General features: G+C 65.1%; 13 protein-coding genes and 1 tRNA gene. 4 read left to right on the forward strand and 10 right to left on the reverse strand.

Annotated features, from left to right (window positions below; genetic code table 11):
• Nucleotides 1–116 precede the first annotated feature (116 nt).
• Nucleotides 117–986: a branched-chain amino acid aminotransferase gene (locus FCK22_RS04345; protein ID WP_067264982.1), complete on the forward strand. Its 870-nt coding sequence runs from the start codon at nt 117–119 to the stop codon at nt 984–986.
• Here the strand turns inward: FCK22_RS04345 and FCK22_RS04350 are convergent.
• The 8 genes from FCK22_RS04350 to FCK22_RS04385 form a co-directional block, all read right to left on the reverse strand.
• Nucleotides 983–1,750 (reverse strand): 5-oxoprolinase subunit PxpA, encoded by a 768-nt coding sequence (locus FCK22_RS04350; RefSeq protein ID WP_067264979.1) that lies wholly within the window; start codon nt 1,748–1,750, stop codon nt 983–985. The two genes, FCK22_RS04345 and FCK22_RS04350, sit on opposite strands and share 4 nt — an antisense overlap.
• A complete protein-coding gene (locus tag FCK22_RS04355; protein WP_067264977.1) occupies nt 1,747–2,778 on the reverse strand; it encodes a biotin-dependent carboxyltransferase family protein in 1,032 nt (343 codons plus the stop codon). Before FCK22_RS04355 ends, FCK22_RS04350 begins: the two co-directional genes overlap by 4 nt.
• Nucleotides 2,775–3,503, reverse strand: coding sequence for a carboxyltransferase domain-containing protein (locus tag FCK22_RS04360; RefSeq protein WP_067264976.1), 729 nt, complete (start codon nt 3,501–3,503; stop codon nt 2,775–2,777). Before FCK22_RS04360 ends, FCK22_RS04355 begins: the two co-directional genes overlap by 4 nt.
• Nucleotides 3,496–4,428 (reverse strand): hypothetical protein, encoded by a 933-nt coding sequence (locus tag FCK22_RS04365; RefSeq protein WP_067264975.1) that lies wholly within the window; start codon nt 4,426–4,428, stop codon nt 3,496–3,498. Before FCK22_RS04365 ends, FCK22_RS04360 begins: the two co-directional genes overlap by 8 nt.
• Before the next feature lie 12 nt (nt 4,429–4,440).
• Nucleotides 4,441–5,751 (reverse strand): TRAP transporter large permease subunit, encoded by a 1,311-nt coding sequence (locus tag FCK22_RS04370; RefSeq protein WP_067264972.1) that lies wholly within the window; start codon nt 5,749–5,751, stop codon nt 4,441–4,443.
• 4 nt (nt 5,752–5,755) lie between these two features.
• Nucleotides 5,756–6,280 (reverse strand): TRAP transporter small permease, encoded by a 525-nt coding sequence (locus tag FCK22_RS04375; protein ID WP_067264971.1) that lies wholly within the window; start codon nt 6,278–6,280, stop codon nt 5,756–5,758.
• A 76-nt stretch (nt 6,281–6,356) separates the two neighbouring features.
• Complete coding sequence (locus FCK22_RS04380; RefSeq protein WP_067264962.1) at nt 6,357–7,346, reverse strand: TRAP transporter substrate-binding protein; 990 nt, start codon at nt 7,344–7,346, stop codon at nt 6,357–6,359.
• A gap of 38 nt (nt 7,347–7,384) precedes the next feature.
• The gene (locus FCK22_RS04385; RefSeq protein ID WP_067264959.1) at nt 7,385–8,626 is read right to left on the reverse strand and encodes an FAD-binding oxidoreductase; all 1,242 of its coding nucleotides are present in this window, start codon (nt 8,624–8,626) and stop codon (nt 7,385–7,387) included.
• 164 nt (nt 8,627–8,790) lie between these two features.
• On the opposite strand from FCK22_RS04385, the gene FCK22_RS04390 reads away from it, so the two are divergent.
• On the forward strand, nt 8,791–9,486 hold the full coding sequence (locus FCK22_RS04390) for an aspartate/glutamate racemase family protein (protein ID WP_067264957.1): 696 nt from the start codon (nt 8,791–8,793) through the stop codon (nt 9,484–9,486).
• On the opposite strand, the gene FCK22_RS04395 is transcribed toward FCK22_RS04390, so the two are convergent.
• Both FCK22_RS04395 and FCK22_RS04400 read right to left on the reverse strand, forming a co-directional pair.
• Nucleotides 9,483–10,697: a crosslink repair DNA glycosylase YcaQ family protein gene (locus FCK22_RS04395; RefSeq protein WP_136720250.1), complete on the reverse strand. Its 1,215-nt coding sequence runs from the start codon at nt 10,695–10,697 to the stop codon at nt 9,483–9,485. The two genes, FCK22_RS04390 and FCK22_RS04395, sit on opposite strands and share 4 nt — an antisense overlap.
• Entirely contained in the window at nt 10,694–11,731 is a 1,038-nt protein-coding gene (locus tag FCK22_RS04400; protein ID WP_067268531.1) for a LacI family DNA-binding transcriptional regulator, read from the reverse strand. Before FCK22_RS04400 ends, FCK22_RS04395 begins: the two co-directional genes overlap by 4 nt.
• Before the next feature lie 147 nt (nt 11,732–11,878).
• On the opposite strand from FCK22_RS04400, the gene FCK22_RS04405 reads away from it, so the two are divergent.
• Nucleotides 11,879–11,955, forward strand: a tRNA-Arg gene (locus FCK22_RS04405).
• A gap of 106 nt (nt 11,956–12,061) precedes the next feature.
• Nucleotides 12,062–12,334 (forward strand): hypothetical protein, encoded by a 273-nt coding sequence (locus tag FCK22_RS04410; protein ID WP_067268532.1) that lies wholly within the window; start codon nt 12,062–12,064, stop codon nt 12,332–12,334.

Consider the following 12,334-nt stretch of genomic DNA (forward strand, 5'->3'; position numbering starts at 1 on the left):
GACATTCCAATAGTGAAAGGCTATCGAATCCCGTGTTTTGCGCAATTAAATGTCTGCATCTGCCGATTGTTGCGCAATTTTTGAAAAGATAGCGCGTCATTTGGAGGGGAAACACCATGGCAGGCGGATATGACAACCGGGATGGGCACATCTGGATGGATGGCGAAATGGTGGATTGGCGCGAGGCCAATGTCCACATCCTGACCCATGCGATGCACTATGCGTCTTCGGTGTTTGAGGGCGAGCGCGCCTACAACGGCAAAATCTTCAAAAGCCGCGAGCATTCCGAACGGCTCAAGCGCTCGGCTGAGATGATCGACTTCGAGATCCCCTACACCATTGACGAGATCGAAGCCGCCAAGGCCGAAGTCCTCGCCGCCTCTGGTCTGCAAGACGCCTATGTGCGTGCGGTCGCTTGGCGTGGTGTGGGCGAAGACATGGGTGTCGCCTCGGCCCGCAACCCGGTCCGCATGGCCATCGCGGCTTGGGAATGGGGTGCCTATTACGGTGACGCCAAGATGAAGGGCGCCAAGCTCGACATCTCCAAATGGAAGCGCCCCTCGCCCGAGACGATCCCGAGCCATGCCAAAGCGGCGGGCCTCTATATGATCTGCACCATGTCCAAACATGCGGCCGAGGCAAAGGGCTGCTCTGACGCGATGATGTATGACTACCGCGGCTATGTGGCCGAGGCGACAGGTGCGAATATCTTCTTCGTCAAGGATGGCGAAGTGCACACGCCGACGCCCGATTGCTTCCTCAACGGCATCACCCGGCAGACCGTGATCGACATGCTGCGCGAGAAGAACATCAAGGTCCACGAGCGGCATATCATGCCCGAAGAGTTGGAAGGTTTCGAGCAGTGCTGGCTCACTGGCACCGCCGCCGAAGTGACCCCGGTGGGGCAGATCGGCGACTGGCATTTCGAGGTCGGCGCGCTGACGCGTGAGATCGCCTTGGACTATGAAAAGCTGGTGCGCAGCTAAACGCTGCCGCTGAACTTTGCCAAAGTTACGCCGCCGTCCTGCAAACCCTTGCGGACGGCGGTTGCAATTTGAACGGCCTCTGCGGTATCGCCATGCAGGCAGATCGTGTCGATCCGACTGGAGATGTGCTTGCCGCTCTCGGTGATGATCGCGCCTGCCTTGACCATTTCAACCATCCGCGCCGCTGCCGTTTGCGCGTCATGGATCACCGCGCCGGGCTTGCTGCGGTCGACCAGCGTCGCGTCGTCGTTATAGGCGCGGTCGGCGAAAATCTCCCCGGCCCATTTGCAGCCCAGTGAGCGCACCGCCCGTTCCTGCGCCGTGGCGGCCAGCACCATGACGATGAGGTCCGGCGCCACGCTGAGCGCCGCCTCATAGAGGTCGCGGGCCAGTTCCTCATCCTCCGACGCCATATTCGCCAGCGCGCCGTGCAGTTTCAGGTGCCGCACTTGCGTGCCGACGCTGCGCGCCATGCCGACGCTCGCGGCGACCTGATAGCGGATCTGGTTCTGCAAGGTGCCACGCGGCACTGAGAGGCGGTTGCGGCCAAAACCGGCGAGGTCCATGAACCCCGGATGCGCGCCGATGCCGACGCCGTTTTCATGCGCCATGCGCATCGTCGCCGCCATGACATCGGCGTCGCCCGCATGCCCGCCACAGGCGATATTGGCCGAGGTTACGACGCGCAGAAGCGCCGCGTCGTCGCCCATTTTCCAAGGGCCAAAGCTTTCGCCCATGTCGGCGTTGAGATCGACGGTTGTCATGTCTGCTCCTTCTCGAAGGGGTCGGCAGTGGCTGAAACCACGCCGGAGATCAGTTGATAGCCCAAAAGGTCGCGAATCCGCGCCGGGTCGCGCAAAAGCGGCTGGCGGTGTTTGGGCAGGGCAGCAAGGTCGGCGCGGTGGCGCGTCTCGGCGGCCAGCGCTTCGTCGAGGTCAATGAACTCGAACCGCAGCGCAGCACCCGGCTGCGCCTGCGCGACGATCGGCAGGTCGCAGGGGATCACCGTGCCGATGCGGGGGTAGCCGCCGGTGGTTTGGCATTCGCACATCAGCACGAAGGGCGCGCCGTCGCCGGTGATCTGGATGTCGCCGGGGGTGATGACCTCCGACACGATGGTGAGCTGCCCGCCGGTGGCGAAACCTTCGCCGTCATGATCCATCCGTGCGCCCATCCGGTTGGCGCGCGGATCACGGCGAAAGGTGGTTTCGGTGAACCGCTGGCGGGTTGCCTCGTCGAAGGCATCGGTCTGCATGGAGGCGACGATGCGCACCCGCCCGGCCCCGAACCGGCTGTCGCGCGGGAGAGTGAGGTTCGTCTCGCCTCCCTTATCGACCCCCAGTGGCAGGGTCTCACCACTTTGCAGCAGCGCGCCAATGCCAGCGGCCAGATGGCTGGCGCGCGCATTCATCACCGGCGCCACGTCAAACCCTCCGCCGACATGGAGGTAGCCATAGGCCCCGTCCCGTGCGCCGCCGATGGTCAATTTGGCCCCGGCAGGCAGCAGGTGGCTCGCGTTCCATGCAATCGCTTCGCCGTCGATGCTCACCTGCATCTGCGCCCCGGTCAGGGCGATGCGGGTGTCCTGATCGACCTCGAAACTGCCGCCGCTGCCCGCCATCTCAAGCGTGGCGCTGTTCGGATCTTGCCCCAGCAGGGCGGCGCCTTCGTGCAGGGCAGTCGGGTCCGCCGCGCCGCCGTGGGTTAGGCCAACGGCGCGATAGCCGGGGCGACCAAGGTCTTGGATGGTCATGGCCGGACCGGCTTGAAGGATGGTCAGCGTGCCGCTCATGTCAGCGCCTCCCGCTCGGCACCGCCGGTGGGGTCGTCGGCGATGCGGTCGAACTCTTGCCGGGGGATGGATGGGAAGATCAGCTCATCGCCCGGCGACAGCGGAAAGGGCATGTCGCTGCCCGGGCGGAAGGTGCGAAAAGCCGTCTGGCCGATGTGCCGCCAGCCGGTGGGGGAGGCATTGGTGAAGATGATGAGCTGCCGAATGGCCACGACGAGCGACCCCGGCGGCACCGATTTCGTCAGCCCCTGCTGGCGCGGAATGTCCCAATGCGGGGGCAGTTCGCCCATGTAGGGCTGGCCGGGGGCGAAGCCGATGGTCAGCACCCGGACCCGCGCCTGCGACAGTTCCGCAATGGCCACGTCGGGGTCGAGGCCCGCGGCCTCGGCGGCCTCCTCCAACTGCGGGGCCAGATCGGTGCCATAGACCGTGGGCACATGCCACAGGCTGCGCCCGGCGGGGAGGGCTTCGGCGAACCAGTCGCGGGTTTCGAGCAGTCCGCGCAGGCGGTCGGTCATCGTGGTGATGGCCTCTTGGGAGACCTCGAATTGCACGAAGGTCGACACCAGCGAGGTGCTCGTCTCACTCATCTCGGGCCAGTCCTGTTCCTCTACCGCCGCGCGAAAGGCGAGGGCGGCGCGGTTGGCGGGTTCGGACATCTTCTCGGCAAAGGTGACCAATAGGCCAGAGAGGCCGACACTGCGGATGCGGGGCCAGTCAGTCATTGCGAAGCATCCTTTCGTAAAGGCGCGGCAGCAGCACCGGGGTCAGATACATCGGCAGTTGCCAGCAGCCGATAAAGATCATCAGCGGCGCGATGACCTCCGCAGGCAGCGCCACGAGAAACAGCGCGATATTGCGGTTGCCCGCGCCGATTGCCAGTGGTCCGGCCACGGCGCGCAGCGGGCCGCGCCGGGTCAGCAGCAATGTGCCCGCCTGCAACAGATAGCTTAGGGCGAAGGCCAGCAGCGTCCAGCACGCCACGGCCCATGGATCGCTGCGCAGCGCCGGGTTCAGCGCCGCCATCAACCCCACCACGATGACCGAGAAGGCGAGCACCGATGCGCCGTCCAGCGCCTCGGTCTGGCGCGGGGTGGGCTGGGGCAGGAAGACATGGCGCAGGGCAAAACCCAGCCCCGTCGCGCCAAGGATCACCGCCAAGAGCCGCAGGGCGGCGAGGGCGATTTCCGAGGCCGGGCCGAGTTGCGGCAGGGCCGCCAGCACCGGCAGGACGGTCAGCGGAAAGGCGGCGGTGCCCAGCACCATGAGCTGCATCATCCGCCCCGCGTCGAGCCGCATCAACAGGGCGAGGTTCACGCTGCCCGTCAGCGCCGGAGCCGCCGCGGCGAGGGTCACGGCCAGTGCCGCAGGGGTCTGCCCCAGCCCGACCAGCACGAAGCCCCCCAGCAGCAGGGGCAGCAGCGTCTGCAAGGCCAGCACCGAGGCCAGCCCCCAGATGAGATCGCGCACTGCACCAAGGGCCGCGCGGTGCCCGATCCTGAGCGCGGTGATCGTCAGCAATGCCGCCACCATCTGCGGCAACCACCCGGCCAGCGCCGCCGCCAGGCCGGGCAGGGCCAGCCCCGCCAGCAGCCCGACGATCAGGCAGGCCCGCGCATGGCGCGAGGCCAGTCTCAGCATATAGCGCATGGCCCTTCACCGCTAAACCGGTGCGCTGCGCAGGTTTTCGGGCAGCCATGTGGCCACTTCGGGGAACCAGATCAGCACGAAGACCATGAAGACCATAATCGCGAACATCGGCAGCGCGGCCTTGGTGATATAGCCCATCTCGTGGTTGGTCATGCCCTGCAGCACGAAGAGGTTAAAGCCAATCGGCGGGGTGATCTGCGCCATTTCAACGACCACGACCACGAAGATGCCGAACCAGATCAGATCGATGCCCGCGCTGCGCACCATTGGCTCGACCACCGCCATCGTCAGCACGACCGAGGAGATGCCGTCGAGGAACATGCCCAGCACGATATAAAAGACCAAGAGCGCCATCAGAAGCTCGAAGCGCGAGAGCTCCATCGCCGCGATCCCGTCGGCCAGCGCGCGGGGCAGACCGGTGAAGCCCATCGACAGTTTCAGGAAGGCCGCGCCCGCAAGGATCAGCGCGATCATCGCAGAGGTCCGCATCGCCCCCATCAGGCTCTCGCGGAAGCTGTGCCAGTTCAGCGAGCCTTGGAACAGCGCCAGTGTGAGGGAACCGATGACGCCGATGGCCGCCGCCTCGGTCGCCGTGGCAAAGCCGAGGTACATGGATCCGATCACGACCGTGATCAGCGCAAAGACCGGCAGCAGGAAACGCGAGTTGCGCAGCTTTTCGCCAAAGCTCATGCCGGTTTCGGCATCGGGGTTCCAGTCCTTCGACAGCATGCTGGTGACGGCGACATAGCCCATGAACATCAGCGCCAGCAGCAGGCCGGGCAGGACGCCCGCGAAGAAGAGTTTGGTGATGCTTTCGTTCACTGTCACGCCATAGACGATCAGCGCCAGCGACGGCGGGATCATCAGCCCCAGCGTGGCCGCACCCGCCAGCGTGCCGATGATCATCTTTTCAGGATAGTTGCGCGCGCGCAGTTCGGGGATCGACATCTTGCCTACGGTGGTCAGCGTAGCGGCGGAAGAGCCCGAGACGGCGGCAAAGACCGTGCAGCCGACGATATTGGTATGCACCAGCCCGCCCGGCAGTTTCGCCAGCCAAGGCGACAGCCCGCGGAACATGTCCTGCGACAGCCGCGTGCGGTAGAGGATCTCGCCCATCCAGACAAAGAGCGGCAGCGCGGTCAGCGTCCAGCTTGAGGAACTGGCCCAGATCGTGGTGATCATGGCGTCGCCCACGGGGCGGGTGGTGAAAAGCTCCATCCCGACCCAAGCCACGCCCATCAGGGCAAGGCCGACCCAGACGCCGGTGCCAAGGAGGAAGAAAAGGACGATCTGAAACAGGGTGATGGCATAGATCTCGGTCATGGCGTCATTCCCCGAAGCTTTGATCGACTAGGTCACGGGTGACGCGGTGGTCGCCCTTGAAGATGAGGTGCAAAAGATTGTCCGTCAGCGCGATGGCAAGGATGCCGCCGCCGATCACCATGACCGATTGGGGTATCCACAGCGCGGTGGCGTCTTGGTCTTGACTGACTTCGTGGAACTTCCACGACCAGTAGACGAACCAATAGGCGTAATAGGTGAAATACCACGCGACCGCCGCCGCCACGGCGAAACACCAGATATCCAGCAGCCGCTTCCCGCCCGCGCTCAGCGCGTTAAGCAGGATCGACACGCGGATATGCGAGCCGCGGTTGAGCGCATTGGCGAAGGCGAGGAAACTGGCCCCGGCCATGGCATAGCCCGCATAGCTGGCAGCGCCGGGAAAGACATTGCCGGTCCAACGGGCGACCATCTGGGCCACGATCAAGGTAAGGATGGCCACCAGACAGAGCGCGGCAAGCGCCCCCGCCCCAGTATAAAGCCCGTCCAATAGTCTGCGCAGCGCCTTCATGCGGCTCTCCCTCCGTCAAGTCATGCCCGGGCATGAGAACGGCGGCCCGGGTGACGGGCCGCCGCAGGTTTCGTGATTATTGCATCGCCTTGTAGTCGTCGACGATCGCCTGACCGTCTTCGCCCGCGGCTTCGAGCCATTCTTGCGTCATGGTCTCACCCACCTCACGCAGGCCCGACATCAGCTCTTCGTTGGCCGGTTCCACGTTCATGCCGCCTTCGCGCAGCCCGTCATAGGTGAACTGAGTGTAGTCCTTGGACGCTTGCAGCCCCCGCTCTTCGGCCTCGGTCGCGCAGGTGGTGATCGCCTCTTTGTTCGCGTCCGAGACTTCGGCCCAAACATCGGCGTTGATCATCACATAGTTGCGCGGCAACCATGCGTCGACTTCGTAGAAATGCGTGAGGCTTTCCCAGACCTTCTGGTCATAGCCGGTGGCACCCGAAGAAATCATCGATTCCGCGACACCGGTGGCGAAGGCTTGGCTGACTTCGGCGGCCTCAATGGTGACGGGCGACATGCCGGTCAGTTCGGCCAGGCGCGCGGTGGTGTTGTTGTAAGAGCGGAACTTCACGCCCTTCATGTCCTCGACCGAGTCGACTTCCTTTTTGAAGTAGAGCCCTTGGGGCGGCCATGGCACGTTATAAAGCAGGACGAGGTTCTGCTCTTCCAGCACGGATTCAACCTTGGGCTTGGCGGCTTCCCAAAGCTGCGCGCTCGCCTCGAAAGAGGGCGCGAGGAAGGGGATGGAGTCAAAGCCGAAGACCGCGTTCTCGTTCTGGTGGCCGGAGAGCAGACGCTCGCCCAGCTGGACCTGCCCGGTCTGGATCGCGCGCTTGATGTCCGCGCCAGCAAAGAGCGCGCCGCCCGGGTGCACGGTGATCTCGATCTCGCCGCCGGTCTTCTCGCCCACGCATTCGGCGAATTGCACACCGTTCTCGGAGTGGAAGTTCGAGGCCGAATAGGCCATCGGCATGTCCCATTTCTCGGCCGCGAAGGCGGGCATGGCGGTGCCCAGCGTCAGCGCGGTCATTGCCGCGCCGGCCATCAGTCTTGCTGTCAGTGTCATGTGGTTTCTCCCTTGTTGTTGCAGTCCCACGCTTGGCGTCAACCGTCGAAGCGTTGGGGGTGATACGGGGTCAGGTCCGTGTTTGGCGTCTGCCCCGTGATCAATCCGGCGATCAGTCGGCCCGTTTTCGGCCCGCCCGTCAACCCGATGTGATGGTGCCCGAAGGCAGTGTAGACCCGGCTCGTCCCGATCTGCCCGATGAGGGGCAGCGAGTCGCTGGGGGCGGGTCGGTGCCCCAGCCATTCGATCTCTTCCGTGGCGGTGAGATGGGGAAAGGCGGCCTTGGCCTGACGGCGCAGCAGCGCCAGGGGGGCTTTGGACGCGCCCGCTTCCAGCCCGCCGAACTCGACGATCCCGGCACAGCGCAGCCCTTCGGCCATGGGCGTGGCGACAAATTTGCCCGCCGCCATCATGGTGGGGCGCGACGGACCGCCCTCAGCATCCTTGAAGACGATGTGGTAGCCGCGTTCGGATTCCAGCGGCACGTTGATCCCCAGTTTGCGCATGAGCGGTTTCGACCAGACACCAGTCGCCAGCAGCACGTCATCGCAGGGCAGGGGGCCTTGATCGGTGAGGACCGAAGTGACTTCTTCGTCGGTGATCGCTACGTCCTGCACCTCGGCCTGCCGGATGGTGCCGCCCATCTTCTCGAAGGCTTTGGCCAGCGCCCGGACATAGCTGCCGGGGTCGGCGATGAAGCCGTGGTCGGCCAGCCGTGCGATGCAGGTGATCTGCGGCCCATAGGCCGGGTCGAATTCCCTGACCGCGCCGCCTTCGATGATTTCCGGCTCGAAACCCGTCTCGCGGCGCAGCGCCCATGTGTAGGCTTCAGCCTCGAAGGCCGCGCGGTTGGTATAGGCAAAGCAATAGTCGCTGTCGCGGACCCAATCCTCCAGCCCCAGATCGGCGCAGAGGGCTTTGTGCTGCGCCACGCTGTCGCTCACGATGGGCACCAACCCGGCAGAGATGCGGCGGGTATCGCGGTCATTGGCGTGGGCCATGTAGCGGCGCAGCCATGGCAGCAGGCGGGCCAGATAGGGCCAGCGCAGGAACAGCGGAAACTCAGGGTCGCGCAGCATCCCCGGTGATTTGCGCAGCAGGCCCGGGCCGGTCACCGGCGCGACGCCCGCCGCCGCCAGCACGCCACCATTGCCATGCGAGGTGCCGCGCCCAGGCTCGGCCCGGTCGACCAGTGTCACCTCCGCCCCGGCGCGGCGCAGCCAGATCGCAGCAGAGACGCCGACGATCCCGGCGCCGATAACGACGACATGCTGGCTCATGGGTGGCGGCTTTCGATTTCGCGTTGGGTCATGGCTTGTTTCCTTTGGGGCATCTTTTACACAAAAAATCATCACGTCAACAAAATGCTGATAAAATGTCATCGTTAGGGTTTCGCTTGTCTCGCCCTGCCCGCAAAGGCACCCTGCGCCCAAACGGAGGGCATATGACAAACGAGACGGGCGCGCGGCTGGGAATCCTCATGCTGGACACGCGGTTTCCCCGCATTCTGGGGGATGTCGGCCATGCGGGCAGTTGGGATTTCCCGGTGCGCTATGCGGTGGTGCCGGGGGCCACGCCTGAAGCGATCGTGTGCGACGATATCGAGCCCTTCGTGCAGGCTTTTATCGCTGTGGGGCGCGACTTGATCGCCGAAGGCTGCACGGGCATCGCCACCACCTGCGGGTTCTTGGCGCTGATCCGGCCTCGCCTCGCCGAAGCGCTGGGCGTGCCTGTCGCCGCCTCTGCGTTGGAGCAGGCGGCGCAGATCGCGGCCTGCCTGCCGCCGGGGCAAAGGGTGGGCATCTTGACGATCTCCGCCGCCACGCTTTCGCCCGCCCATTTGCGCGCGGCGGCTGTGCCCGAGGGCAGCCCGGTGGTGGGGATGGAGGGCAGTAGTTTCGCCCGAACGATCCTCGGCAATCTGCCCGACCTCGACGTGGGGCAGGCACGGGCCGAGATGGTGCAGGCGGCGCAGCGGCTGGTGGAGGCCCACGCGGATGTCGGGGCGATCCTTTTGGAATGCACCAACATGGTGCCATATGCCTCCGACATCGCGGCGGCGACCGGGCGGCCCGTGCATTCGATCCACAGCTATCTCAACTGGTTTCACGCAGGGTTGCTGCCGCCCCGTTTCGGCTAATGTGGCACGCGCAGCCAACCGTCGGTGAAGCTGACCCGGCGCACCCCAGCCAGCGGGAGGAGGCGTTGCAGCTCTGCCTCGAAGGCCGCTTGCCGCCCCTTGCCCCAGCGAACCCCGCGTTCGGGCCAGAGCGCGGTGACGTGCAAGACGTCCAGATCGCGATGCGCCTTCATATCGACCCGCCCCACCAGCCTGTCGCCCTGTAACAGCGGAAAGACATAGTAGCCGTATTCGCGCTGCGCCTCGGGCACGAAGACCTCGATCCGGTAGTCGAAACCGAAAAGCCGGGCGGCGCGTTTGCGGTCGCGCAGGGCGGGGTCGAAGGGGCTGAGCACCCGGAGCCGTTTGGGCGGTTCGTGGGTAAGGGCGGGGTCATCGGCCCAGCCGGGGCGGGCAAAGGCGGGCCGCAGGCTGCCGTCGGCGGCCTCAACGTCGATCTCCTCCAGCCGCCCCGCGGCTTGTTCTGCCGCGCACCAGCCGCGCGCCTCGGCGGGGGAGATATGGGCCCAGAAGGCGGCCAATTCCCCTGCCGTGGCAAAACCCAAGCGCGCCAGCGCCTGATCGCAGCACCAGTCGATCGTCTGCTCTATGTCGGGGGCATGCGCCGGGTCACGCAGCGCGTCGGGCACCACCCGCTCGGTCAGGTCATAGCGCTTGCGAAACCCCTCGCGCCCGGTCACGGCCAGCGCGCCGCTGCGCCACAGATATTCCAGCGCGGTTTTCGAGGGATGCCACTGCCACCAGCCGCCGCTGCTGCGCGGCTCGTCGCGGCCCACGTCGGATGAGGTGACGCTGCCCTCGGCCCGGACCTGCGCGAGCACGTTTTGCATCTGTGTTTCGAAGTCGTGCCGCTGCCAATCCTTCCAGCGGCCCAGCAACTTGGCCGCATCGCGGGTTCGGCGCAGATGCCATTGCGGGTAGAATTCCATCGGGATGACGGCGGCGTCATGGGTCCAATGCTCAAAGAGCGCCCGGTCTTTTTCATAAAGCCGCTTGAGCGCAGCGGGGCGATAGCGCGGACGGCGGGCGAACAGGATCAGATCATGCGCCCGCGCCACCGTGTTGATGCTGTCGAGCTGCACAAAGCCCAGATCATGGATCAGCTTGAGCAGTGCCGCGCCCTTGGCTGGGCCCTGCGGCGGGTCCGACAGCAGGTGACGCGCCAGAAACAACCGCCGCGCGGCGCCATTGCCGAGCCTTGGGCGGCTCACCCCTGACGGCGGCGGCGCAGGGTATCGCCCAGCGACAGCGTTGGCGTCAGGGTGATCTGGGTTTGCATTTCCGGGTCCGGCTCGGGCTGGGCCTGGTTGAGGATGATCCGCGCCGCCGCCTGACCGATCTCGTTCCGGCAAGCGTCCATCGTCGCCAATTGACGCGGCAGACCTTGCAGCAGTTCCACGTTGTTGAACCCGGCAAGGCCGATCTGACCGGGAATGTCGATGCCTTGGTCGATCAGATGCAGCAGCCCACCCGCACCGATCATGTCGTTGGAATAATATAGAAAATCAAGGTCAGGCGAGCGTTCGAGCATCTCTTGCGTCATCTCGCGCCCCTTGGCCAGCGCGGAGCCGCCGGAGTAAAAGGCCCGGTCTTCGATCTCGACCCCCGCCTTGGCGAGCCCTTCGGTAAAACCTTCAAACCGTTTGCGCGCGCGGTGGTCGAGGGGCATTTTCGTGCCCATGAAGCCAATCCGCTCATAGCCCTCGCGCAGGATCGCCTGTGCCATCTCGCGCCCGGCGCGGCGGTGGGAGATCCCCACCATCGCATCGACGGGTTTGCCATCGGTGTCCATGATCTCGACCACCGGAATGCCCGCATTGCGCAGCATGGCGCGGGTGGCGTCGGAATGCTCCAACCCCGCGATGATGACGCCAGAGGGCCGCCATGAGAGCATCTCATAAAGCACCCGCTCTTCCTTCTCGGGCAGGTAGTCCGTCACCCCCACGACCGGCTGCAGGGGCGTGTCTTCGAGCACTTGGTTGATGCCGTTCAGGACTTCGGGGAACACCATATTGCCCAGTGAAGGGATCACGACCGCCACAAGGTTCACGCGCTGGCTGGCCAGCGATCCGGCGATCTGGTTGGGCACATAGCCAAGCGCCTTGGCGGCGGCGAGAACACGGTTGCGGGTGGCCTCCGACACGTCGCCACGCTTGCGCAGGACGCGGCTGACCGTCATCTCGGAAACGCCGCAAGCATCGGACACATCACGCAGGGTCAACGGGCGTTTGGGGGGTGTGGTCAATTTGGTTTTCCTGTTTGCCTCACCCATAGGTAGCGCGAAGCGGGAGGCGCGATCAAGCATTGCCGCAGCCCTGCTGCAAGGCGCAGTCATTCGGTTGCCAATCTGCCGATGACATCGCCAGACGCTTGCGCTAAACCCAAGCCTGTCGGCCCCGTGGCTCAACTGGATAGAGCAGCCCCCTCCTAAGGGGCAGGTTGCAGGTTCGAATCCTGCCGGGGTCGCCATTCGGCGCGTAGGGCGCTGTCGACCATCCTCACCCCCTTGTGCCTTGAAATCCCCATCCGGTCTGTCAGATTGCCCCAGATATAATCAGGAATGGCAGAGGCTTTGATGAAAACAGGAACTTTTGTGATCGGGGCGGCCTTGCTGGCCGTTGCCGGGTGTACGGTGCCGGCGAGTGGGCCGCAGGGCGGCTCGGCCCGTGTGGGCAATCTGCCAGAGGCGGTGGTGAGCCTTGCCGCGCCGAACCAAGATCTGTCGACGGCGCGGTTGCTGCCGGAGGATGGCTGCTATTGGTATCAGCACAACGGCCCGGTCGAGACGACGCTGGTGCCGCTGCGGGCGGTAGGCGGCAATCCGATCTGCACCAAACGCCAAGCCTGA

Origin of the sequence: Sulfitobacter sp. 15WGC (assembly GCF_005068605.1) — a bacterium.
Taxonomy (GTDB): domain Bacteria; phylum Pseudomonadota; class Alphaproteobacteria; order Rhodobacterales; family Rhodobacteraceae; genus Sulfitobacter; species Sulfitobacter faviae.

Excerpts from the sequence above, each read along its gene's own strand:
- FCK22_RS04370 (WP_067264972.1), bottom strand. The coding sequence starts at position 5,751 with ATGACCGAGATCTATGCCATCACCCTGTTTCAGATCGTCCTTTTCTTC.
- FCK22_RS04355 (WP_067264977.1), bottom strand. The coding sequence starts at position 2,778 with ATGAGCGGCACGCTGACCATCCTTCAAGCCGGTCCGGCCATGACCATC.
- FCK22_RS04365 (WP_067264975.1), bottom strand. The coding sequence starts at position 4,428 with ATGCGCTATATGCTGAGACTGGCCTCGCGCCATGCGCGGGCCTGCCTG.
- FCK22_RS04350 (WP_067264979.1), bottom strand. The coding sequence starts at position 1,750 with ATGACAACCGTCGATCTCAACGCCGACATGGGCGAAAGCTTTGGCCCT.
- FCK22_RS04410 (WP_067268532.1), top strand. The coding sequence starts at position 12,062 with ATGAAAACAGGAACTTTTGTGATCGGGGCGGCCTTGCTGGCCGTTGCC.
- FCK22_RS04380 (WP_067264962.1), bottom strand. The coding sequence starts at position 7,346 with ATGACACTGACAGCAAGACTGATGGCCGGCGCGGCAATGACCGCGCTG.
- FCK22_RS04345 (WP_067264982.1), top strand. The coding sequence starts at position 117 with ATGGCAGGCGGATATGACAACCGGGATGGGCACATCTGGATGGATGGC.
- FCK22_RS04360 (WP_067264976.1), bottom strand. The coding sequence starts at position 3,503 with ATGACTGACTGGCCCCGCATCCGCAGTGTCGGCCTCTCTGGCCTATTG.
- FCK22_RS04390 (WP_067264957.1), top strand. The coding sequence starts at position 8,791 with ATGACAAACGAGACGGGCGCGCGGCTGGGAATCCTCATGCTGGACACG.
- FCK22_RS04375 (WP_067264971.1), bottom strand. The coding sequence starts at position 6,280 with ATGAAGGCGCTGCGCAGACTATTGGACGGGCTTTATACTGGGGCGGGG.
- FCK22_RS04385 (WP_067264959.1), bottom strand. The coding sequence starts at position 8,626 with ATGAGCCAGCATGTCGTCGTTATCGGCGCCGGGATCGTCGGCGTCTCT.